Here is a 20,405-nt window from a genome sequence, read left to right on the forward strand (position 1 = left end):
ATTCGATCCCGGCAGCTACGGCGCCCCGGCCGTATCAGCTTCAATTCCCGTCCCGCATCGCCCACGCGATCGTGCGCCGCAGAAGGTCGTAATAAACGTCGTAATTCCACGCGCACATTTCCTTGTGCGGGTAGAAATCGACCATGCCGGGCAAGTCGTAATGACCGCGGCAATGGCCCAGTGCGTTGTAAACGATCCGCCCCTCGCCGATATCCCTCGTATAAACGATAGGCACGGTGGTCTTGTCCCACTGGCTGTGGGTGAAGCCCGTCGCCTCGCCTTCGAAGGTGGTCTGCATCAGCGTGTCGATGGGCGCGGTGGTTTTGGAGAGGTAAAGCTCGTCCACCACCTCGAAATCCTCGATGCCCTTGGTGAGTTCGTGGTCCTTGTTGACCACCTCCACCGGGAACTTGTCGATCGGCGGGTGGGCGACGAATTGCGTGCCCAGCATTTCCATCACGTCGGGGCGATCATCCGGCGCATCGACCAGCCCGTTTTCGGTGAAGACAAGGATCGAATTGGTGCCGTGCAGCGCCATCCACTTGCCGCCCTTGGCCAGCCATTCGCGCAATTGCGCAGCCTGTTCGCGGGTCGGCATCAGATCGCAGGTATAGGTGATGAGGAAGCGGCATTGGTCGAGCCGCTCCAGCCCCGAATAATCCGCCGCCACGGTGGTGCGGATCTGCGGATGTTCGGCCAGCAGCTTGAGAATTTCGAGCCGCGGATAGTCGATGTCGTGATATTTCCCCGCAGCGATGAAATGCGCGTCGATGCGGGTGGCGGGTTGTTCTGCCATGTCAGCTCCTGATGCTGCCGCCGCCGTCGACGGTGAAATCGCACCCCGTGGTGAAGCTGGCCTCGTCGCTGGCGAGGAACACCACCGCGCGGGCGACTTCTTCCGGCTCGCCGATGCGGTTCATCGGGTGGGTTGCGGCGAAATTGGTCTCGATATTCTCCGGCGTGTCGGCACCGGAGAACTTGTAACGGTTGTACATCGGGGTGCGGATCGCGCCGGGGTGGACCATGTTGGCGCGGATCGGCAGGCCGCGTTCAGCCAGATCGAGCGCGACGCTTTGCGTCAGCCCGCGCAGGCCCGCCTTGGACGCGCTATAGGCCGCCACGAAGGCCGCCGGACGCATCGCGATCATCGAACCGATATTGACGATCGCGCATTTCTCGCCGCTTGCCTCCATCGCCGGAATCGCCGCGCGCATGCCGTAAAACGGGCCGTGCAGGTTGATGTCGATGGTGCGTTCCCACACGTCGAGCGCACCGTCAGGCACATTGCCCGGTTCGGAAATGCCCGCGATATTGCACAGCACGGTCAGCTTGCCGAAACGGCCGCGCGTGGCGGAAACGGCGGCTTCCCACTGGTGCAGATCGCGCACATCAAGCTGGCAGGCGTCGGCCCGCTCACCCAGTTCGGCGGCGAGTTCCTGCGCTTTTTCCAGCTGGATATCGCCCAGCATCACGCTGCCGCCTTCGGCAACGATCAGGCGCGCAACCGCCGCCCCGATCCCTTCCGCGCCGCCCGAAACCAGCGCGACCTTGCCTTCCATCCTGCTCATTCGCGCTCCAGAATCGCGACGCCCGACAGGCCCGGTGCGCCATAGACATGGGAATAGCCGAAGCGCGGTTTTCCGGGCACCTGTCGTTCGCCAGCGCGCTGGCGCAGTTGCTGGACGTTTTCATAGACCTGCCTCAAGCCCGAGGCGCCGATCGGCTCCCCGCAGGCGAGGCACCCGCCGTCGGTGTTGACCGGCAGCTTCCCGCCGATCTCGGTCCAGCCGTTCGCGAGCCATTCCTCCTGCTCGCCATCCTTGCAGAAGCCGTTTTCGGCCATGTGCATGATTTCGGCGCCGCTTTCGGTATCCTGCAGCTGGGCGACGGAGATGTCCTCAGGCCCGACGCCGGCTTTCTCGAATGCGGCCTGGCTGGCCAGCACGGTGGGCTTGCCGCCTTCTTCGATGCTGATGCCGGCCTGAAACACCTCGAAGGAATTGGGCGGGCGCGTCTTAACCGCAACCGCGCGGATCTTGACCCCGTCGGCGCCCAGTTCCTTCATCTTCTTTTCCGAAGCGAGGATCAGCGCAACGCCGCCTTCTGCCGGAGAGCAGAACATGTATTTGGTCAGCGGGTCGTTGATCATTGGCGCGTTCATGATCGTTTCCAGATCGACCGGGCTGCGCCGCCATGCATGGGGCGTGATGGTGCCGTTGCGGAAGGCTTTTTCCGCGACCCGGCCCAGCGTCGTGCGGCTGATGCCGTGCAGCTGCATATAGCGCTGGATCTTCAGCGCGAAGAACTGCGTGGTCAGCATCATACCGGTCTGGCCGTACCATTCGGGCAGGCCGTAATCGGACGGCTTGGCGTTGAAGGCACCGCGCGGGTGCTTGTCGAAGCCCACCGCCAGCGCGAGATCATACATCCCGCTGGCGATCGCCTGCTGCGACGCGGCGAGCGCGCTGCCGCCGGTGGCGCAGCCATTGGCGACATTGGTGAAGGGCAGGCTGGTCAGCCCCAGCTCGTTCACCATGATGTCGGCATTGCCTGCCGCCGCGCTGCCGCCATAGGCGCATTCGATATCGGGCCAGTCGAGCCCGGCATCCTTCAGCGCCTCGCGCACGGCATAGACACCCTGTTCGCGGCCTGACCGGCCGTCTGTGCGCCCGAAGGGATGGATGCCCGCTCCGATGATATAGACGTTCTCGCTCATGCAGCTTTGCTCTCTTTTGCGGCGAGGGGACGGAAGGCGAAGGTGTCGTAGGTGGCGTTGAACGGCACCACGCAGAATTCGAGATCCATGCCGAGGTGCAGATCCTCAAGCCGCGCGTCGACGATGCGGCTTTCGACGATCACCTCGCCCGGCAGTTCGACATAGCCCAGCAGGAAGGGCTGGAAATCGGGCGGGCCTTCGCCGGGGCCGCTGCCCGGGCCTTCATAGGGTTCTTTGGGCAGGAAGCCCTGCGAGGTCCACGACCACAGCTTGCCGCGGCGCGACAGCTTGTAGGGCTCCACGCCCTCGGCCGCATCGCCGACCGGCATGGGGAAGACGATTTCGCCCGAAGGCAGACGCCCGCCCATCAGGTGCGGTTCCGGCCCGTCGCTCCACAGTTCCGGATCGATCTTCTGTCCCATCCCTTCTCCCCTCAGGCCGCCAGCGCATATTCGGCGAGCACGGTGTCGACATCGCCGAACAGCCGCGCCAGCAGCAGCACGCGCTTCAATGCGTGGCCGATCGCCAGTTCATCCGTGATCCCCATGCCGCCGTGCATCTGTACCGCCTCGCGCGCGATGTGATCGACATTCTCGGCGATGAAGGCCTTGGCTCCGGCGGCGGCGCGCTGCCATGCGGCGGCGTCGGCACGGTCGGTCAGCGCGGCGCGATAGAGCATCGAGCGCGACTGTTCCTCGCGCGCGTAGCAATCGACGAGTCGGTGCTGGAGCGCCTGGAAGCTGCCGATCGCGACGCCGAACTGCTCGCGCTCTTTCACGTAAGCCAGCGTGTCGTCGAGCAGCCGCTGGCCCAGCCCCACCAGCTCGGCAGCCGCATAAAGGCGCATCTCGGCGGCAATCGCATCAAGCGCCGCCGCATCGAGCGAAAGCCGGGCGCTGGCGGGCGTGCGGGTGAGCTTCATTTCGCCCGCGATGCTGCCATCGGCCAGGCGATAGGCCCGCACTTCCAACCCCGGCGCGTCCTTGGGCACGAGGAAACAAGCGGTCTCGCCGCAATGATCTGCGGTGACGATGAACAGGTCTGACAGCAGCGCGCCCATCACCATCGTTTTCTCGCCCGACAGCACAATGCCGTCGGCGCTTTCTTCCGCCTTCATGCCTTTGGCCTTGAGGCTGTAGCGCTGGCCCCGCTCGGTCCAGGCAAGGGTGGCGATGGCCGTGCCCGAAAGCACGCTCTCCAACGCCTCGTCCGCTCCGCCGCGTTCGAGCAGCAGTGCGGGCAGGATGCCGTGTTCAAGCAGCGGATCGGGGGCATTGGCCTTGCCGATCGCTTCCGCCACCAGCGCGAGATCGACAGCCGACCCGCCCATACCGCCCGCATCCTCGCCTGCGGCGAGCGCGATCAGACCCATCTCGGCAAGGCTTTGCCAGCGTGCCCGGTCATACCCGGTGGACGACAGGCGCAGGCGCCGCCGTGCCTCGACATCGACCGGCGCGGCGAACCGCTCGACCGATGTCACGAACATCTGCTGTTCTTCGGACAGATCGAAATTCATGTCAGGCCTTCCGCGTGCCAGCGCGTGCGAACGTGATCGGCAGGTGGGTCACACCGCGCAGCAGGATGTTGGGCAGAATGCGGATGGCGTTCTCGTCGGCCACCGCGAAGTTATCGAGCCGTTCGAGCAGCTCGTCGAAGGCGACCAGCATTTCCTTGCGGGAGAGCATGTTGCCCACGCACATATGCGGCCCCTTGCCAAAGCTGAGGTGCGTGCGGGCATTGGCGCGTTCTATGTCGAACTTGTCCGGATCGGGGAACTTCTTCGGATCGCGGTTGGCCGCGGCATAGCGCAGCTGCACCACGCTGCCGTTCGGGATTTTCATTCCGCCCAGCTCGGTGTCGGCCTTCACGATCCGCCACATCCCCGCCGTCGGGGTTTCATAGCGCAGCGATTCCTCGACAAGGTTGGTGATCACCTTGGGATCTCGCCCGCCGGCCGCCGCCTTGGCCTTGGCCATCTGGTCGGGGTTGCGGATCAGCTGGAGCAGGCCGCCGGCCAGCGTCGAGGTGGTGGTTTCGTTGCCTGCCACCATGAACTGCTGCATCAGCGACATGATTTCCGGATCGGTCAGCGGGGTTTCGCCTTCGACCCGCGCTTCGACCAGATCGGTCAGCAGATCATTGCCGCCATTGGCCCGCCGGTCGTCGATCAGGCCCTTCATGTAGTGCTGGAATTCGACGAGGCTGCGTGCACATTCCAGCTTGCGCTGGTGATCGACCATCTGGCTGAATCGGTCGACCGCGGCATCGGACCAGCGCTTCACCCGCTTGGGATCATTATCGAGCCCGATTTGCCCGGCGATCATCGCCACCGGCAGCGGCACCGCGAAATCCTCGACGAATTCACAGTGGCCCTTGTCGGCGAAGGCCTCGATCAGCTCGATCGACTTCTCGCGCATATCGGCCTCGATCGCATTCACGCGCGGGGCCGAAAAGGCGAGGTTCACCAGTTTGCGGTTGCGGGTGTGGACCGGGTGATCGGCGGTCAGCAGGGTGGGCAGGTCGGGCCAGCCCTCGGCCAGAATCGCCTGGATTTCCTCGTCCTGTTCGCGCCCCATCAGCGCGGTGAAATCGTTCGAGAAGACTTCCGGATTCGCTGCCGCCGCGCTGCACAGATCATAACTGTAGACGACGTAGGTGTTCATCCCTTCGATCAGTTCGATCTCCACCCCGGCGTCGTGCACGGCGCGGTAGTAGTCGAACGGATCGATCAGCGTTTCCGGGGCAAATACGTTGCCTTCGGGCTTGTTCATGGCGACAGGCTCCAACCCTTGCAGATTATGGTGGGGAGCCTAGCCATGACTGCGCACCCGACGCGATGCACGAATGTGTTAGGGTTGCGCCCGGGGCATCATCCGCCGGCAAATTCGCGCTGGAATTCGCCCATGTCGAAATAGTCGCGCCACGCCGCGATCTTGCCGTCGGCATCGATTTCGAATGTCCCCATCACCCGGATCGCCGCCTTGCGTCCGTCCTTGAAGGTGAAGCCGTCGGTGCGTTCGGTCAGAACGACATTGCCGTTGGCGGCGATGGCGTGGGTGTGCCAGTCGCAGCCTGCAAGATCGGCGAGAAAGCCTTCGACCATGGCACGCATCGCAGTGGTGCCATGGATCGGCTCCATCGGGATGTTGTGATAGACGATCCCGTCCGCGCACAGCGCCATCATCGCGTCGATATCGCAGGCGTTCCAGTGGCCGATGAACGCTTCGACGGTGGCTTGCGGGGTCATGCTGTTCCTCCTGAGGTGTAATCGAGTGCCTGCGCCAGCATCCGGCGCACATGCGGGTTGGCGTAGGTCGCGGGGCCGTCACCGAATTGCAGGTAGACCAGCGGGGCGGGGCAGGTGCGGCTTTCCCATGCAATGCAGTCGCTGCCCGCCGGATGGTCCCAGCCTTCGTTGCTGAACATCGCGCCCGCGACGGCATTGGCGGCAGAGTAGAAATTGTCGCGCGTGAAGGCGAAGCCCCTGGCGCGCACCAGCGGGGTGAAGGCTGCCTCGTCAATCGGGCAAAGGTAAAGTTCATCGGTGACGGGAAAGCTCGCCGGCAACCCGCGCGTTACCGGATGATCGGCCACGATCCGCGCGTCGTAGGCGACATCGTGGCGATAGCCGGAGTCTGGCCCATGTGCGCCGGGCTGGTAGTGGAATTGCCCGCCGAGCCAGTCATGCCATTCGGGCCAGAGTGCCCACCCGGCCAGTGCATGGTGCATCGCCACCGCGCCCCTGCCGCTTTCGAAGCGGGTCGATAGAGCCTCGCGGAAGGCGGCTGAGGGTGGCCGCATTTCCACGCGCCCCTCGCCGAAGCTATAGCCTGCCATGTCGTAGAACAGCAGGGCTTCAGTAGCGCAGATCGCGTCTGCCGCGTCAGCCTCTCCGCCATCGGGGTGGATCAGGTGGGTGATGTCCCAATCGCCCAGGCTTCGCAGCAGATCGTCGAACGGCCCGGCCTCGTAGGGGTGACCGCCCGACAGCACCAGAAGCGTTCGACGGCTTTGGCGCATCAGGCGATCTTGAGGATCATCTTGCCGTCATTGGTGCCCGCGAACAGCCGCATGAAGCTGTCGAAGGCGTTCTCCAGCCCTTCGTCGATATGCTCGTCGATGGTGAGTTTGCCTTGCGCCGCCCAGACGCCCATCTGCGCCGCGCCCTCGCCGAAGCGTTCGACGTAATCCGCCACCAGCAGCCCGCGGATTTGCGCGCGCTTGACGATCAGCTGCCACAGGTTGCGGATGCCGCGCGGTTCGGTGTTGTATTCGCTGATCAGGCCGCACAGGCCGACGCGCGAATGCAGGTTCAGGTTCATCAGCCCGGCATCCAGGATGATCCCGCCGACATTCTCGAAAATCACGTCGACCCCGTCGGGGCAGGCCTCGGCAATCGCGGCGGTGAGCGCGGCCTCGTCCTTGCCGCGATAGTCGATGGCAGCGTCGAAGCCGTATTTTTCGGTAAGTCTTGCGCATTTGGCCGGGCCTCCGGCGATGCCCACCGCGCGGCAGCCGTGGATCTTGGCGAGCTGGCCGACAAGGCTGCCGACAGCGCCCGCCGCGCCGCTGACCAGCACGGTCTCGCCCGCTTTCGGCTCGCACACTTCGAGAAAGCCGAAATAGGCTGTCATGCCCACCGCCCCGAAGATCGACAGGTAATTGGTTACGCTGGGCACCAGTGACGGATCGATCGGCTGGGTGAAGCCGCCCGAAACGCCGATGGAATAATCCTCCAGCGCGTTGAGGCCCATCACCCACTGGCCCTTTTCAAACCCTTCGGCGCGGCTTTCCTCGACCACGCCGATGGTGCTGGCGCGCACCGGATCGCCCAGCGGGATTGGCGGCATGTAGTTGCCCTCGGCATCCATCCAGCCTCTCATGGCCGGATCGAGCGAGGCGTAATGGTTGCGGATCAGGAACTGGCCGTCCTCCAGCGCGGGCGTATCCTCGGTGACGAGCGCGAAGTCTTCGGGCACCGGCGTGCCATCGGGGCGACGCTGGAGAAGGAAGCGGCGGTTCTGGGGCATATCGGTCTTTCGGTTGGAGAGAATATCAGGCCGGTTCGAGCTTCACCGGAATGGCGCTTTGCAGGCTCTGGCCGGTGATCGGGTCATAATCGACCACCTCGCTCACCAGCCGGTTGGTGGAAGACCCACGCTCGCGCACGTCCTCCTTGGTGGCGTCGGCATCGCCATAGGCATGCGCCATCGAGACAATCCCGCGCCGTACCTTGTCGCTGGCCTTCACAACGCCGTGGATCGTGGCGTGGGGCGAAGTGATCGCCACCAACCCGCCTTCTTGCAGGCCCAGCGCGGTAATGTCCTCCGGATGGATATAGGCCGGGTTGGTGGTGGTCTTGGCCTGAAGCTTTTTCAGCGGATGGCCGATCGAATTGAACCGCGTCTTGGAACGGCGGCTGATCAGGCGGAAGTCGAAACCCGCCTTGCTCGCTGGATTGGCGGCATATTTGAGGATTTCGGAAGGCATCGCGCCCACTGCCAGATCGAAGCGGTGGAACTCGCTTTCGTCGAGCGGTTCGACCAGCGGGTGAACCTCTGGATAGACCATCGCCGCGCCGCCATTCGCCTGGCAATCCTTGCGCACGTCCGACGGCTTCTTGAGGCTGCCTGCGACCATCAGATCGAGGAATTCCTGCTTGCTCGGCTTGCGGTCCATCGGCAGCGGGCCGCCGTTCAGCACCATCGTCAGGCCGAGGTGATGGGCCAGAGTCCAGAACATCTCATATTCGTCGATGCAGTCGCCCGGGGCTTTCACTACCGCTTCGGTGTAGCGGGCATAGGGCTGTTCGTGCCACCATTCGGAAAGATTGGTGATGTCCTCGCGCTCGAGGCATTGCGAGGGTGCGAGCACCACGGTGGCGCGCTTGGCGCTGGCGCTCATCCACGGGTCGATCTGCACGAAGAGTTCCAGATCATCCAGCGCGCGGACCATCTTGGCCTGATCGGGGAAGCCGACCACCGGATTGCCGCCGACCGAAATCAGCGCGCGCACCTGGCCTTCGCCGGGCGTGAGGATTTCGTCGGCGAGCACGTTGCACGGCATTTCCCAGCCGAGGTGGCCGAGCCCGCGGAAGCGCGATTTGGGCATGCCTTCCGCCCCGAACATCGGCACCGGCGGGGCGACCTGCGCGCGGCGCGCGGTCTGGTAGGGGCTGAACACGCCCGGGATGGCGGCTTTCTCGCCCTCCTGCTTGAAGCGGGCGCAGATCGTGTTGAGGCAGGTGACGAGATATTCGGTCAGCGTGCCGTGGCCCGCCATTTCGGGCCCCGTTCCGGTGGTGGCGCAGCCCTTCGAGCCGCCCGCGAACATCCGTGCCGCGGCGATGAGCTGGTCCTTGTCGAGGCCTGCGCGCTCCGCCGCGACTTCGGGCGGGAAGTCCTTCACTGCCTCGGCCAGCTCGTCGAAGCCGTCGACGTGAGCCGCGACGAAGTTACGGTCATACAGCCCTTCGGAAATGATCACGTTGAGCATCCCCGCCAGCATCGCCGGATCCTCGCCCGGCTTTACCGGCAGGTAGATGTCGGCCAGCCGCGCCACGTCGCTTTCGCGCGGGTCGGCGACAATCAGCTTCATGCCCTTCGCCTTCTGGTCGCGGATGCGGCGCGATGGGCTGAAGGGCGGCACGCCGCCGACAGGCGCATAGTGCGAGACGATCGGATTATTGCCGATGAACAGCGCGACGTCGCTTTCGGAAAAGGTGTTCGGCCCCGCCATCCACTTGCCGTAGCGCGCGGTGGTGAAGACCTTGGCGGGCTGATCGAGCGTCACCGAGGTGTAGAAATTGCGGCTGCCGACGGCCTGCGCGAAAGACAGGGACGCAGCCATCGCGGCAGAGTTCTGGAAACCGCCCGAACCCATGAACACCGCGACCGAATGCGGACCGTGGGTGTCGATGATCCGACGCAGCTCGCTCGCCACATGGGCGAGCGCTTCCGGCATCGGGGTTTCGACGAATTCGCCCGCTTCATTCCTGACGAGGCTGTGATGCAGGCGGTTTTCCGAATTATGCGAATCCGGCAACTCGCGGCCCTTCATGCAGGTATAGCCGCCATAGGCCGGATCGACCGGATCGCCGCGCACCTCGATCACCTTTCCATCGGCAACATCCACCTCCATCGCGCAGTTGGCGTGGCAGAAGCGGCAGAAGGTTTTGTGAGTCTCGACGCCCATCATCTCTCTCCTTGAAGCAGGCAAACTACCACAGGGGGCAGGGGGCTCGACTGATACTTTTGTCCGTGGAGGCCACAGGCTTGCGCCCGCAATAGGGCAGGCGAAACGAGGAGATGCCCCATGCCCACCACCACCCGCCAATGGCTGTTGAACGGACACCCGCGCGGTCGCGGCATCGAGATAGACAGCGACTTCAAGCTCGTCACCGCCGAGCTACCCGATCCCGGCCCGGGCGAAATGCTGCTGAAGACCCACTATCTCAGCTTCGATCCGGCGCAGAAGGGCTGGATGGAGAACATCGCCGATTACGTCGCGCCCATGAACATCGGCGACGTGATGCGCGGCAGCGGGATTGCCGAGGTGGTGGCCAGCAATGGCGGGCGTTTTGCGGTTGGCGATCTGGTGTTCGGCACCACTGGCTGGACCGAATATCTCGTCACCGACGGCAAGGAGCTGACCAAGGTCGAAACCGAGCTTTCGCCCACCGCCGTGCTGTCGGTGCTGGGGACCACGGGGCTGACCGCCTATTGCGGGCTGTTCAAGGTCGGCAAGCCGGTGGCGGGCGATACCGTGCTGGTTTCGGGCGCGGCAGGGGCGACAGGCAGCATCGTCGGCCAGCTCGCGAAAATCGCCGGGTGCCGCGTGGTCGGCATCGCGGGCGGCAAGGACAAGTGCGATTGGCTGGTGCGCGAGGCGGGCTATGACGCCGCGATCGATTACAAGGCCGACAATGTGAAGGGCCAGATCAAGGAACACTGCCCGCGCGGCGTGGACGTGATCTACGACAATGTCGGCGGCAAGATTTTGAACGACATGCTCGCCTGCATTGCCACCGGCGCGCGGGTGGTGATCTGCGGCGGGATCAGCCGTTACGAGACAGGCTCGCTTCCTGCCGGGCCGGAAAACTACTTCAACCTCGTGTTCCGACGCGGCACCATGGCGGGCTTCATCGTGCTCGACTGGGCCAGCGAATTCCCCGGCATCCGCAAGCGGCTGGAAGGTTTCGTCAAGGACGGCAGCCTGAAATATCAGGAAGACATCCAGCACGGTTTCGAAAACGCGCCGCAGACATTGCAGCGCCTGTTCACCGGCCAGAACCGCGGCAAGCAGATGCTGAAGCTTTAGGGCAGGTCTTCGGGCCTGTTCACATTGAGCAGCGGCGGGTCGAATGCGATCCGCCGCGCCTCGACCCTATCGGCGAAGCCGTAAAGCGCCCGCCCGCCCCCGGCGAGATAGTCTGCCAGCACACCGGCCAGCGTCACCGGCCACAGCCCGACGACCGGCTGGCTTTGCACGATTCCCGCACCTTCGCCTGCCAGCGTGCCGGCAAGATCGGGCGGCAGGTTGGGCACATCGACCCCGCAGCTCAGCACATGCGAATGGCCCGACGCGGCGGCATGGGCGAGCGCCGCGTTGAGCCCGCCCAGCGGGCCGAGGCCCGGTTCGGGCAGATCGGGGATGCAGGTGAAGCCTTGCTCCACCCGCCCGCAAACAACGATGGCGTCGCACTGCACCGAAAGGCGATCATGGACCAGATCGATCAGCCGCCAGCCATCGACGCGGGCATGGGCCTTGTCGCTGCCGAACCGCCGCGCCTGACCGCCCGCAAGGATCGCTCCGAGGATGTTAGTCAAATGCTTCGGTCGCCTGCCCTTCGGCATTGTAGACTTCGCCTTCAGCATCCACGCGGTATTTCCGGCTGGTTGCCCCGGTCAGGCCGAACTGGCCGATGTGATCGCGCATGCCGGCATAGGCCGGGTCCTTGAAATGCGCGGCGAGATCTTCCTCGCTCTCCCATTCCTCGAACACGTTGACCCGCGCGGGGTTCATCGAACAGGCGCTCCAGTCGTAGTGGATGCAGCCCTTCTCCGCGAGCGCCGCCTCGATATGCGGGCGGGCGGTGCGCAGGGCTTCCTCGCGCTGGGCGGGGTCCAGATCGATCTGGGCGGAAATCAGGATTTTTGCCATGGTCAGCCTTCCACTCCGAATTCGGCGACAATACGAAATACGCGGCTGGTGAACACCCAGCGCCCGTCGATCTTGGCGAGGGTGTCTTCGTAAAGCCCGCCGACATGGCGTGCCTTGCCGTCCTTGGGCTTTAGGATTTCCTGCGTCTGCACCCGCGATTTCGCGGTGTTGCCGTCGATCTCGATCATGCAGGGCACGCATTGGAAGCTGACCGCTTCCAACCCGCCCATCGCCCCGTTCCAGAAGCCGACGATGGCGTCCTTGCCCTTCGTCTTGTGGCCCATCAGATCCCAGTCGGCATCATCCGCCCAGACCGATCCCCAGGTGTCGGCATCGAAGCGCACCACCCCGTCGGCATAGGTCCCGTTGAGTTCGGCTATCGCGACGCGATCTTCCAGCGGTCCGGTGAACATTGTTCGCTCTCCCTCGAATATGGTCCGGCTATCGGGCGCGTCGGACACGCGGACAATGGACACTTTTGGGAAGGGTGGCTGCGCGCCGATGCGTGGTAGGCGCTCAGGCAAGAGAGAGAGGAGAGACGCGATGGGACAACTCGAAGGCAAGAGCGCCGTCATTCTGGGGGCGGCATCGCCGGGCAATATGGGTCAGGTCATCGCCCGCCTGTTCGCGGCCGAGGGCGCGAAGGTGATGGTGGCAGGACGCAAGCAGACCCCGCTGGCCGATATCGCGGCGGAAATCGGTGGCGAATACGCATTGTGCGACATCACCAGCCATGCCGAGGTGAACGCGCTGGCCGACAAGGCGCGCGATGCCTTCGGGCGGGTCGATATCGCGATCAACACCACCGGCTGGGGCCTGCTCGCCAACACGCTCGAGATTACGCAGGAACAGCTCGACCAGATCACCGACCTGCAATTCAAGGGGGTGCACCACTTCGCGCAGGCATTTGTCCGGGTGATGAGCGAGCAGCAGCCGACCGGCGGATCGATCATCTCCTTGAGCTCGGCCACCACCAAGGCGCTGATCAACAACCACATGGCCTATATCGCATCGAAACGCGCGGGCGAGGCGATGATGGAATGTGTCGCCAATGATTTCGGGCATCTGGGGATCAAGGCGAACAGCGTTTCCCCCGCCTTTACCGAAAGCCCGATGACGTCCGAGAGTTTCCAGGTGCCGGGTCTCGTCGATGCATTCGTGCCGCGTTATCCGCTGGGCCGGCTCAACACCTCGGAAGATGTCGCCAATGCCTGCCTGTGGCTGTCCACCGACCATGCCTTCGTCACGGGCCAGAACATCCAGCCCAATGGCGGGCTGACCTTGCGCGGCAATCCGCAGGCGCGCGATATCGAGGCCGCAGTCGGCGCGGCGATGGCGAAGCTGCAGGAGGGCTGACGGTGCCGCCGTGTTTCACGTGAAACACGGCGCAACTTGCCGAAATGCCGCGAGTTTGGGGCGAAATCGGCCGAAATCGGCCGAGATCGCGTCAATATTGGGCCGTACCGCCGTCCACGCTGATTTGTGCGCCGGTAATCCCCGCACCGGCCTTGCTGGCGAGCAGCACCGCGACGGCGGCAATTTCCTCGACCTCGTTGGGGCGCTTGATCGCGGCTTCCTGCGCGAACAGCTCGATCATCTCTTCCAGCTCCATCCCCATCGCCTTCGCGGTGGCGGGGCCGTTGTTCTTGATGATGTCGGTGATGACGAGGCCGGGGCAGATCGCGTTGACTGTCACCCCCGCCGGGCCGACTTCGCGCGCCAGGCTCTTGGTCATGCCGTTCACCGCGTGCTTGGCGGCGGAATAGGCGGTCAGCACCGGCTTGCCGTGCTTGCCCTCCATCGACGAGATGTTGATGATCCGCCCGTCGCCTTTCTCCAGCATCGTCGGCAGCGCGCGGCGGGTGGCCCAGAAGGTGGAATAAACGTTCCACTTCATCGCCTCGTCGAAGGCGTGATCGGACAGGTTGACGAGCGGCTGGAGATCGCCCGCACCGCCCGCATTGTTCACCAGAATGTCGATCGTGCCGAAATGCGCGATCACTTTGTCGACGAAGCCTTCCAGATCGGCTTGCTCCATCACGTCCCCGGCGACGAAGATCGCGTTGTCGCCCGCTCCCAGTTCTTCGAGCACGTTCGCGCCCTTGTCCGGATTGCGCGCGAACAGCGCCACCTTCGCACCCTCGGCCAGAAAGGCCTCGGCGATGCCGCGCCCCATGCCCGCCGTGCCGCCGGTGATCGCGGCGACCTTGCCTTCAAGTTTCATGGCTCATTCTCCTTTGTCCGCTGGGTAGCCGCAGCGGCGCGGGCGCGCACCTTGCCAAAATGACGGGTTGCCGATCATGGCATGCGGCGCGTCTATGGGCGCCATGAGCAATGTCGATGTGATCGTCCTGGGAACCGGCGCTGCCGGAATGGCCGCCGCGCTCGCCGCGCATGAAGCGGGGGCAAAGGTGGCGCTGGTCGAGCGGTTCGACCGTATCGGCGGCACCTCTGCCATATCGGGCGGGGTGATCTGGGTGGCGGACAACCCGCGAATGCGCGCGGCGGGCATGCCCGACAGCCGCGAAGAAGCGCTCGCCTATTTCCGCAGTCTCGATCACGGCGATCTGGTGGACGAGACACTGGAGGCTTTCGTCGACAAGGGGCCGGAGGCGCTGGCCTTCCTCGAAAGCATCGATGCGCTCAAGGTGGCGGTGCTGCCGGGCTATCCCGACTATTACCTCGACCGGCCCGGCGCCAAGCCCGAAGGCAGCCGCGCGCTTGACCATGACCTGTTCGATCTGCCCGAGCTCGGCGACTGGGCGGCGAAAATCTATGCCATTGAAGAACCCAAGCCGCTGATGCTGCGCGAGACGCCGCTAGGCGGCGCGACATCGACCCCGCCGCTGGAGGTGCTGGGCCAGCGCATGGCTGCGCGGCAATGCGGCTTCGGACAGGCGATGGTCGCGCGGCTGCTCAAGGCCTGCCTTGCGCGCGGGATCGAACCGATCCTCGGGGTGGAAACGAAGCGGCTGGTGAAAGACGGGACACGCATCACCGGCATCGAAGGCACCAGGGACGGCCAGCCTTTCGCGCTGTCGGCTGCCCGCGGGGTGATCGTCAGCACCGGCGGCTTCGAATGGGACACCGAGCTGCGCCAGACCTTCCTGCGCGGGCCGGTGACGGCCCCCGCCAGCCCGCCGACCGCGCGCGGCGAAGGGCTGGGCCTTGCGATGGCGGCAGGCGCGAAGCTCGGCAATATGACCAGCGCGTGGTGGGCCCCGACGCTCGTCACCCCCGACGCACCGTGGGCCAGCGGCGAACAGCGCGCACAGATCATCCTGATCGAGCGCACCGTGCCGCATTCGATCATGGTCAACCGTTCGGGCAAACGTTTCTGCAACGAGGCGGCGAATTACTCGGCGCTGGGCGGCGTGTTCCACCAGTTCGATCCGGCAAATTATGATTACCTCAACCTGCCCGCATACCTGATCTTCGACGCGCAATATGCCGAACGCTATCCGCTCGGGCTAAGGATGCCGGGCCAGCTGATCCCCGACTGGGTGATGCGCGCCGACACGCTGGAGGCGCTGGCCGGACAGATCGGCATCGACGCTGCGGCGCTGACCGAAACGGTAGCCCGCTTCAACGTCCATGCCGATGAAGGCCATGATCCCGACTTCGGACGGGGAACCAGCGCCTATGACCATTTCTACGGCGACCGCAGTCGGGAAGGCGCCGCCGTCACGCTCGGCGCGATCCGCGAGGCGCCGTTCTACGCGGTGGAGATTTCATCGGGCCTGCTTGGCACCAATGGCGGGCCGAGAACCGATGGAAGTGCCCGCATCCTTGGCCATGACGGGCAGCCGATTCCGGGGCTGCTGGGGGCGGGCAATGCCATCGCCTGCCCGACCGGGGGTGTCTATGCGGGGGCGGGCGGGACACTCGGCCCGGCAATCACCTTCGGCTATATCGCGGGGCGCAGCGCGGCGGCGGCAAACACCTAACGCTTCTTCGGCTCGAAGGTGATGTTGAGCTGCTTCAGGCTCCGCAGCAGGAAGTGCGGGTGGTAGCTGAAATCGTTCTGCCCTTCGGCGAAGTCCATGTCCTCGAACCGGTCGACCACCGCCTGAAACCCCCAGGTCAGTTCCCGCCGGGCAAGCGGCGCACCCAGACAGTGGTGCGTGCCTGAACCGAAGGCCATGTGCGAGCCCGGCTTGGGCCGGTCGAGATCGAGCCTTTCCGGGCATTCGAACACCCGCTCATCGCGGTTCGCAGCGCCGTAGCGGACATTGACGACCGATCCGGCAGGGATCGTCACCCCGTCCAGCTCCACATCCTTGTGGGTGAAGCGCATCAGCGATTGCACCGGGCTTTCGAGCCGCAGCACCTCCTCGACGAAATTGCGCATGTACTTGTCGGGATCGGCCTTCAGTTTCGCCCAGACATCCTTGTTCTCGATCAGCAGCTTCATCCCCGCCGCAAGCGCATTGGTGGTGGTCTCGCTACCGCCGACGAAGGTGTCGGCCATCATTTCGGCATGGAGTTCATTGTCGTTCAATGGTCGGCCCCAGCCTTCGATCACGGTGTTGACCAGCACCGATATGAGGCTGCCGTCGGGATGTTCGCGCAGGCGTTCGAAAATCGGCTGGAAATAATGCTGCGCCTCGATCTCGCGGTCCACCATCTCCAGATGCTTGTCTTCGGGCAGCATCATCGAAATGCGGTGGAAGAAGGCGTCGGTCCAGCCCTTGATCCGCCACATGTCCTCGCGCTGGGCGCCCATCTGCTCGCCGATGATGAACAGCGGCAGGGGGACGCAGAACTGGCGCACCCAGTCGCATTTCCCGTCCGCCAGAAATTCGTCGATCAGCTCGTAGGCGAGCGTTTCGACGCGCGGGTCGATGTCCTTGATGCGGCTGGGCTTGAACGCCTCGTTGAACATGGCGCGCATCTGCTTGTGATTGGGATCATCACGCCCGGCCAGCGTCGGCGCGGGCAGCCAGCCTTTCTCGCGGAACCGTTCGGCCACCTTGCGCCCGCGCTCCATATCCACCGGCGATGCGCGCATCAATTCGTTGGCGGCGGTGGAGGGGAAGCGCTGCGGGTCCATCAGCACCTCGCGCACGTGATCATAACGGCTGACGACGTAGATCTGCGTGCCCGGGATATTGTAGACCGGTGCCTCGTCGCGCAGGGTTTTGTACGCGTCGTAGGGGCACTGCTGCAGCTGCGGATCGAACAGGTTGATCGTGGGCTGGTTCATCAGCGCACCTGGATTTTCTCGGCACCCCATGGCGCGATCTTTTCGGCGGTCCGGAAGGCTTCGGGCAGTTCCTCGACCATGTGCCACGTTGCCGCGAGCCGCCCGAAGCCGACGAAGAAAGCGACCGTCATGCCCAGTTCGACGATCTGTGCCTCGGTGAAATGCCGGCGCAGCTCGTCATAAAGCGCATCGTCGATGGCGAGGTGATCGGTCGCCATGAGTTCGCCGTAACGGATCGCGACCTTTTCCGCCTCGGAGAGGTTTTCCGCCTCCTGCGGGCGCTCCAATGAGCAAACCAGCCCTTCGGTCACCCCATCCGCCACCGCGTCGGAATAGCGGATCGCCATGCAGGAACGGCACTGGTTGAAGAAAGCGACGCGCAGCCGCACGAGTTCGACGAGGCGATCGGGCAGACTGCGGTTCTGTTTCAACGCCCCGCCGAACGCCATCAACCCCAGCGCCTGTTCGGGACAATGCGCGAAGTAGCGGGTGAGGCCCTGTTCGAGATCGGTCAGGTTTTCGGGGCGGATCGCATTGACGAGGCGCGCGTCCCACTCCTCCGGCGGCAGTTTGGCAATGCGGCTCACAGATCTCTCCCCATATTCGGCACTGGCAAATTAGCCCGTTTCCGTAAGGGCGAGGCTGCGGGACAACCCCCGCATCAGCAATTGGCGGATTCGCTAAGCGCGCTTCCGCACCGCAGGGGAGAGGCGGTTTGCAGGCGGAAAAACCGCACACATTGGCAGATGTCGATCTGTTCGCCCCCGGCGCGCAGGAGCACTGGTATGATGCCTATGCCATCCTCCACCAAGAATGCCCGGTGCAGCGCCTGCCGGGCGAGGGTTTGAGCCCGGGCACCGACGCGTTCGTCCTCACCAAATACGAGGATATTTCCCGCGTGGTGAAGGATTGGGACCGCTTCCCGCCGACACTGTCGCTGCTGGTGGCGCAGATCCAGCAGTCGGGTGAGATGCCGACCCACATCCCCGATATCGACGCGATGGTCGCGAGCATCGTCTCGCTGCGCCCCACGCCCGAGCTGTGGCGTGCGCACCGCAAGGAGCTGACCGATCCGTGGGTGGGGCCGGGCTGCACCCGCCATGCCGCGATGATAACCGGCCATATCGACGATCTGATCGCCGGGATGCTTGCCAAGGCGCGTGCGGGCGAGGCGGTGGATTTCGTCGCCGATTTCGCGCGCCCCCTGCCGCAGCGGGTGATGGCCGATGTGCTCGGCTTCCCGCAGGAAGACATCCCGCGGCTGGAGCAATGGGGCAATGCGCAGGTCATGTCCTATGTCCACGGGCGCACGCACAAGAACATCCTCACCCCCGAACAGTCCGCCGAGAAATTCCGGCTGCTGGGAGGGATGAAGGAATATGTCGCCGAGCAGACGGCCAAGAAGCGCGCGAACCCGCAGGACGACATGGTCAGCTTCCTGACAAGGCACGAATATCAGGCGCTGGGCCGCAAGCTGACCGACGACGAGATCAATGGCGTGGTCTATGCGATGGTGATCGGCGGGCTGGAGACGACCCAATATGCCATCGCCGAACAGGCGCAATTGCTGTGCGAGCGTCCCGGCATGTTCGGCCGGTTGCGCGAAGACCGCAGCCTGATCCGCACCTTCATCGAGGAAGGGATGCGGCTGCGCTCGCCCACGCAGGGGCTGTCCACCCGCATCTGTGCGCAGGACGAGGTGTTTCAGGGGGTCGAAGTGCCTGCCGGATCGATGCTCCACCTCAGGTGGGCTGCGGCCAATATCGACGCGGATGAATTCGAAGACCCGCTCGATCTCAAGCTGACCCGCAAGGCCGCCACCCGCCACCTCGCCTTCAGCCAGGGGCCGCGTTCGTGCCCGGGATCGAACATCTCCCGGCTCGAACAGATGATCGCGTGGGACCGCTTGTGCGATGCCTTTGCCGATATGACCTACGCGCCGGGCAATGATTTCCGCCATCAGGGCGGGATCATGCTCGGCATCCACCGACTGCTTGTGAACCTCACCCCGACGGAGACGCGCTGATGGCCACCCTGCTCGCCCATATCCAGATCAAGCCTGGCAAGGAGGCCAAGTGGGAGTCGATCATGCGCGACATGGTGGCCCAGACCTTCGGCACCGAGGAGGGTGTGATCCGGTACGAATACTGGAAGGGGCAGGAACCGCTGATCTATTACTGCCTGCTCAGTTTCAGGGACAAATGGGCGTTCTACCACCACCAGATGTCCGACCATCACGAAGGCCACGATTTTGCCGATGTGCTGGCGGGCATCAGGCTCGAATATGTCGATCCGGTGGAGGGCGCGGGCGGGGGCCTGCCGCACACCGCCGACCCGGCGCTGCCCGATGACGCTGACGAAGCGATGAAGACCGCGCAGGAACGCTTCCCGCTCGACATCCCGGCATGGTGGAGTGCGCGCGCATGACGATGGAGGCACAGCTTCAGGCGCTGCTCGACAAGCAGGCGATCACCGAGGTGCTGCAACGCTATTCGCGCACATTGGACTGGCTGGATGACGAAGGGCAGGCGGGCTGTTTCTGGCCCGATGCGCAGATTGATTACGGCTTTTTCACCGGCAGCGCGGCGGATTTCATCCCGGTGGTGATGCAGATCGAGCGTGCCAGCCAGCGGCGCTGGCATTTCCTCTCGACACCATCAATCGCCTTGGATGGTCCCGACAGGGCGAGCGTCGAATCCTACGGCTTTGCCACCGGCATCCGCAAGACTGAGGACGGTACGTGGTCGGGCGGGCTCTATGGCGGGCGCTATCTCGACGAGTTCGAGAAGAAGGACGGCGAATGGCGGATCGCCAGCCGCCGCTACATCATGGACTGGAAACTGCCATTGGACGATCAGCCGTCCAATGAACCCAACCCCGACTTCCCCCTGCCGGTGTTGCAGATCATCGCCAGCGGCCACCCTGATTACCGGGTGATGTAGGTCACTCGGCCGCCGGGTCCATGTAATCGCGGTAATAGGTCAGCTTGCCGCCGCTCACCTTGTAGATGCCCACGCCCCCGCGCGGGGCTGCGCCTTCCATGTGCATCGTCCATCGCGCCCAGACGGCATGATCGTCACCGCAGATTTCATCGACGGTGAAGTGGACTTTGCGGTCCCCCATTTCCTTCACCATCGTGGTCATGAAGCCCATGATCGCCTCGCGCCCGCGATATTGCCCCCAGATCGGGTCTTCGAGAAAGGCGTCCTCGGCGAAGAGATCGACCAGTTTCGTGTAGTCGCCGCTGTCCTGAATGCGCCAGAATTCCTCGATCACGCGCTGTGCTTCGCCGGGCATGGATCATCTCCTTGTGCTGGCGGC

General features: G+C 64.3%; 23 protein-coding genes. 6 read left to right on the top strand and 17 right to left on the bottom strand.

Features of this window, described 5'->3' with window-relative positions; all coding sequences use genetic code 11:
- Positions 1-40: 40 nt before the first annotated feature.
- The 10 genes from OIK40_RS04400 to OIK40_RS04445 form a co-directional block, all read right to left on the bottom strand.
- Entirely contained in the window at positions 41-796 is a 756-nt protein-coding gene (locus tag OIK40_RS04400) for a ThuA domain-containing protein (protein WP_273676530.1), read from the bottom strand.
- Position 797: 1 nt separating this feature from the next.
- Entirely contained in the window at positions 798-1,568 is a 771-nt protein-coding gene (locus OIK40_RS04405; RefSeq protein WP_273676531.1) for an SDR family NAD(P)-dependent oxidoreductase, read from the bottom strand.
- On the bottom strand, positions 1,565-2,716 hold the full coding sequence (locus OIK40_RS04410; protein ID WP_273676532.1) for a thiolase family protein: 1,152 nt from the start codon (positions 2,714-2,716) through the stop codon (positions 1,565-1,567). Before OIK40_RS04410 ends, OIK40_RS04405 begins: the two co-directional genes overlap by 4 nt.
- Positions 2,713-3,138 (bottom strand): OB-fold domain-containing protein, encoded by a 426-nt coding sequence (locus OIK40_RS04415; protein ID WP_273676533.1) that lies wholly within the window; start codon positions 3,136-3,138, stop codon positions 2,713-2,715. The genes OIK40_RS04410 and OIK40_RS04415 overlap by 4 nt, the downstream gene beginning before the upstream one ends.
- A gap of 11 nt (positions 3,139-3,149) precedes the next feature.
- The gene (locus OIK40_RS04420) at positions 3,150-4,232 is read right to left on the bottom strand and encodes an acyl-CoA dehydrogenase family protein (RefSeq protein ID WP_273676536.1); all 1,083 of its coding nucleotides are present in this window, start codon (positions 4,230-4,232) and stop codon (positions 3,150-3,152) included.
- A 1-nt stretch (position 4,233) separates the two neighbouring features.
- Positions 4,234-5,487 (bottom strand): cytochrome P450, encoded by a 1,254-nt coding sequence (locus OIK40_RS04425; protein WP_273676538.1) that lies wholly within the window; start codon positions 5,485-5,487, stop codon positions 4,234-4,236.
- Between the two features lie 98 nt (positions 5,488-5,585).
- On the bottom strand, positions 5,586-5,963 hold the full coding sequence (locus tag OIK40_RS04430) for a limonene-1,2-epoxide hydrolase family protein (protein ID WP_273676540.1): 378 nt from the start codon (positions 5,961-5,963) through the stop codon (positions 5,586-5,588).
- Positions 5,960-6,736, bottom strand: a complete 777-nt coding sequence (locus OIK40_RS04435) for a ThuA domain-containing protein (RefSeq protein ID WP_273676542.1) — start codon at positions 6,734-6,736, stop codon at positions 5,960-5,962. The genes OIK40_RS04430 and OIK40_RS04435 overlap by 4 nt, the downstream gene beginning before the upstream one ends.
- Positions 6,736-7,746 carry an NADP-dependent oxidoreductase gene (locus OIK40_RS04440; protein ID WP_273676543.1) on the bottom strand — a complete coding sequence of 337 codons (1,011 nt, stop codon included), beginning with the start codon at positions 7,744-7,746 and terminating at the stop codon, positions 6,736-6,738. The genes OIK40_RS04435 and OIK40_RS04440 overlap by 1 nt, the downstream gene beginning before the upstream one ends.
- A 25-nt stretch (positions 7,747-7,771) precedes the next feature.
- A complete protein-coding gene (locus OIK40_RS04445) occupies positions 7,772-9,910 on the bottom strand; it encodes a molybdopterin-containing oxidoreductase family protein (protein WP_273676544.1) in 2,139 nt (712 codons plus the stop codon).
- A 120-nt stretch (positions 9,911-10,030) separates the two neighbouring features.
- Here OIK40_RS04445 and OIK40_RS04450 point away from each other — a divergent pair, with 120 nt between their 5' ends.
- The gene (locus OIK40_RS04450) at positions 10,031-11,035 is read left to right on the top strand and encodes an NADP-dependent oxidoreductase (RefSeq protein WP_273676545.1); all 1,005 of its coding nucleotides are present in this window, start codon (positions 10,031-10,033) and stop codon (positions 11,033-11,035) included.
- On the opposite strand, the gene mobA is transcribed toward OIK40_RS04450, so the two are convergent.
- The 3 genes from mobA to OIK40_RS04465 are packed head-to-tail and all read right to left on the bottom strand — an operon-like array spanning position 11,032 to position 12,291.
- Positions 11,032-11,544, bottom strand: a complete 513-nt coding sequence (mobA, locus tag OIK40_RS04455; protein WP_273676547.1) for a molybdenum cofactor guanylyltransferase — start codon at positions 11,542-11,544, stop codon at positions 11,032-11,034. The genes OIK40_RS04450 and mobA overlap by 4 nt on opposite strands.
- Positions 11,537-11,878, bottom strand: a complete 342-nt coding sequence (locus tag OIK40_RS04460) for a putative quinol monooxygenase (RefSeq protein ID WP_273676548.1) — start codon at positions 11,876-11,878, stop codon at positions 11,537-11,539. Before OIK40_RS04460 ends, mobA begins: the two co-directional genes overlap by 8 nt.
- Before the next feature lie 2 nt (positions 11,879-11,880).
- Positions 11,881-12,291: a nuclear transport factor 2 family protein gene (locus OIK40_RS04465; RefSeq protein WP_273676549.1), complete on the bottom strand. Its 411-nt coding sequence runs from the start codon at positions 12,289-12,291 to the stop codon at positions 11,881-11,883.
- A 130-nt stretch (positions 12,292-12,421) separates the two neighbouring features.
- On the opposite strand from OIK40_RS04465, the gene OIK40_RS04470 reads away from it, so the two are divergent.
- Positions 12,422-13,234, top strand: coding sequence for an SDR family NAD(P)-dependent oxidoreductase (locus OIK40_RS04470; RefSeq protein WP_273676551.1), 813 nt, complete (start codon positions 12,422-12,424; stop codon positions 13,232-13,234).
- 91 nt (positions 13,235-13,325) lie between these two features.
- On the opposite strand, the gene OIK40_RS04475 is transcribed toward OIK40_RS04470, so the two are convergent.
- Positions 13,326-14,102, bottom strand: coding sequence for an SDR family NAD(P)-dependent oxidoreductase (locus OIK40_RS04475; RefSeq protein WP_273676552.1), 777 nt, complete (start codon positions 14,100-14,102; stop codon positions 13,326-13,328).
- A 94-nt stretch (positions 14,103-14,196) separates the two neighbouring features.
- Between OIK40_RS04475 and OIK40_RS04480 the strand changes: the two genes are divergently transcribed.
- Complete coding sequence (locus OIK40_RS04480; RefSeq protein WP_273676554.1) at positions 14,197-15,825, top strand: FAD-dependent oxidoreductase; 1,629 nt, start codon at positions 14,197-14,199, stop codon at positions 15,823-15,825.
- On the opposite strand, the gene OIK40_RS04485 is transcribed toward OIK40_RS04480, so the two are convergent.
- The gene (locus OIK40_RS04485) at positions 15,822-17,084 is read right to left on the bottom strand and encodes a cytochrome P450 (RefSeq protein WP_273676556.1); all 1,263 of its coding nucleotides are present in this window, start codon (positions 17,082-17,084) and stop codon (positions 15,822-15,824) included. The two genes, OIK40_RS04480 and OIK40_RS04485, sit on opposite strands and share 4 nt — an antisense overlap.
- Positions 17,084-17,671: a carboxymuconolactone decarboxylase family protein gene (locus OIK40_RS04490; protein ID WP_273676558.1), complete on the bottom strand. Its 588-nt coding sequence runs from the start codon at positions 17,669-17,671 to the stop codon at positions 17,084-17,086. The genes OIK40_RS04485 and OIK40_RS04490 overlap by 1 nt, the downstream gene beginning before the upstream one ends.
- Positions 17,672-17,799: 128 nt before the next feature.
- On the opposite strand from OIK40_RS04490, the gene OIK40_RS04495 reads away from it, so the two are divergent.
- Genes OIK40_RS04495 through OIK40_RS04505 form a run of 3 tightly spaced genes read left to right on the top strand, consistent with a single transcriptional unit; the run spans position 17,800 to position 20,026 of the window.
- Positions 17,800-19,110, top strand: a complete 1,311-nt coding sequence (locus tag OIK40_RS04495; protein WP_273676561.1) for a cytochrome P450 — start codon at positions 17,800-17,802, stop codon at positions 19,108-19,110.
- Positions 19,110-19,511, top strand: a complete 402-nt coding sequence (locus tag OIK40_RS04500) for a putative quinol monooxygenase (RefSeq protein ID WP_273676562.1) — start codon at positions 19,110-19,112, stop codon at positions 19,509-19,511. Before OIK40_RS04495 ends, OIK40_RS04500 begins: the two co-directional genes overlap by 1 nt.
- Positions 19,508-20,026 carry a nuclear transport factor 2 family protein gene (locus OIK40_RS04505; protein ID WP_273676563.1) on the top strand — a complete coding sequence of 173 codons (519 nt, stop codon included), beginning with the start codon at positions 19,508-19,510 and terminating at the stop codon, positions 20,024-20,026. Before OIK40_RS04500 ends, OIK40_RS04505 begins: the two co-directional genes overlap by 4 nt.
- Position 20,027: 1 nt before the next feature.
- On the opposite strand, the gene OIK40_RS04510 is transcribed toward OIK40_RS04505, so the two are convergent.
- Positions 20,028-20,381, bottom strand: coding sequence for a nuclear transport factor 2 family protein (locus OIK40_RS04510; RefSeq protein ID WP_273676564.1), 354 nt, complete (start codon positions 20,379-20,381; stop codon positions 20,028-20,030).
- Positions 20,382-20,405: the final 24 nt, after the last annotated feature.

This window comes from Erythrobacter fulvus, assembly GCF_028595285.1.
GTDB classification, from domain to species: domain Bacteria; phylum Pseudomonadota; class Alphaproteobacteria; order Sphingomonadales; family Sphingomonadaceae; genus Erythrobacter; species Erythrobacter fulvus.

What these genes read in the sequence shown, in the direction of transcription:
- OIK40_RS04510 (WP_273676564.1), bottom strand. Translation starts at nt 20,381, where the DNA reads ATGCCCGGCGAAGCACAGCGCGTGATCGAGGAATTCTGGCGCATTCAG.
- OIK40_RS04485 (WP_273676556.1), bottom strand. Translation starts at nt 17,084, where the DNA reads ATGAACCAGCCCACGATCAACCTGTTCGATCCGCAGCTGCAGCAGTGC.
- OIK40_RS04460 (WP_273676548.1), bottom strand. Translation starts at nt 11,878, where the DNA reads ATGGCAAAAATCCTGATTTCCGCCCAGATCGATCTGGACCCCGCCCAG.
- OIK40_RS04425 (WP_273676538.1), bottom strand. Translation starts at nt 5,487, where the DNA reads ATGAACAAGCCCGAAGGCAACGTATTTGCCCCGGAAACGCTGATCGAT.
- OIK40_RS04430 (WP_273676540.1), bottom strand. Translation starts at nt 5,963, where the DNA reads ATGACCCCGCAAGCCACCGTCGAAGCGTTCATCGGCCACTGGAACGCC.
- OIK40_RS04475 (WP_273676552.1), bottom strand. Translation starts at nt 14,102, where the DNA reads ATGAAACTTGAAGGCAAGGTCGCCGCGATCACCGGCGGCACGGCGGGC.
- OIK40_RS04435 (WP_273676542.1), bottom strand. Translation starts at nt 6,736, where the DNA reads ATGCGCCAAAGCCGTCGAACGCTTCTGGTGCTGTCGGGCGGTCACCCC.
- OIK40_RS04480 (WP_273676554.1), top strand. Translation starts at nt 14,197, where the DNA reads ATGGGCGCCATGAGCAATGTCGATGTGATCGTCCTGGGAACCGGCGCT.
- OIK40_RS04465 (WP_273676549.1), bottom strand. Translation starts at nt 12,291, where the DNA reads ATGTTCACCGGACCGCTGGAAGATCGCGTCGCGATAGCCGAACTCAAC.
- OIK40_RS04420 (WP_273676536.1), bottom strand. Translation starts at nt 4,232, where the DNA reads ATGAATTTCGATCTGTCCGAAGAACAGCAGATGTTCGTGACATCGGTC.
- OIK40_RS04440 (WP_273676543.1), bottom strand. Translation starts at nt 7,746, where the DNA reads ATGCCCCAGAACCGCCGCTTCCTTCTCCAGCGTCGCCCCGATGGCACG.
- OIK40_RS04415 (WP_273676533.1), bottom strand. Translation starts at nt 3,138, where the DNA reads ATGGGACAGAAGATCGATCCGGAACTGTGGAGCGACGGGCCGGAACCG.
- OIK40_RS04505 (WP_273676563.1), top strand. Translation starts at nt 19,508, where the DNA reads ATGACGATGGAGGCACAGCTTCAGGCGCTGCTCGACAAGCAGGCGATC.
- OIK40_RS04445 (WP_273676544.1), bottom strand. Translation starts at nt 9,910, where the DNA reads ATGGGCGTCGAGACTCACAAAACCTTCTGCCGCTTCTGCCACGCCAAC.
- OIK40_RS04470 (WP_273676551.1), top strand. Translation starts at nt 12,422, where the DNA reads ATGGGACAACTCGAAGGCAAGAGCGCCGTCATTCTGGGGGCGGCATCG.
- OIK40_RS04500 (WP_273676562.1), top strand. Translation starts at nt 19,110, where the DNA reads ATGGCCACCCTGCTCGCCCATATCCAGATCAAGCCTGGCAAGGAGGCC.
- OIK40_RS04400 (WP_273676530.1), bottom strand. Translation starts at nt 796, where the DNA reads ATGGCAGAACAACCCGCCACCCGCATCGACGCGCATTTCATCGCTGCG.
- OIK40_RS04410 (WP_273676532.1), bottom strand. Translation starts at nt 2,716, where the DNA reads ATGAGCGAGAACGTCTATATCATCGGAGCGGGCATCCATCCCTTCGGG.
- OIK40_RS04450 (WP_273676545.1), top strand. Translation starts at nt 10,031, where the DNA reads ATGCCCACCACCACCCGCCAATGGCTGTTGAACGGACACCCGCGCGGT.
- OIK40_RS04405 (WP_273676531.1), bottom strand. Translation starts at nt 1,568, where the DNA reads ATGAGCAGGATGGAAGGCAAGGTCGCGCTGGTTTCGGGCGGCGCGGAA.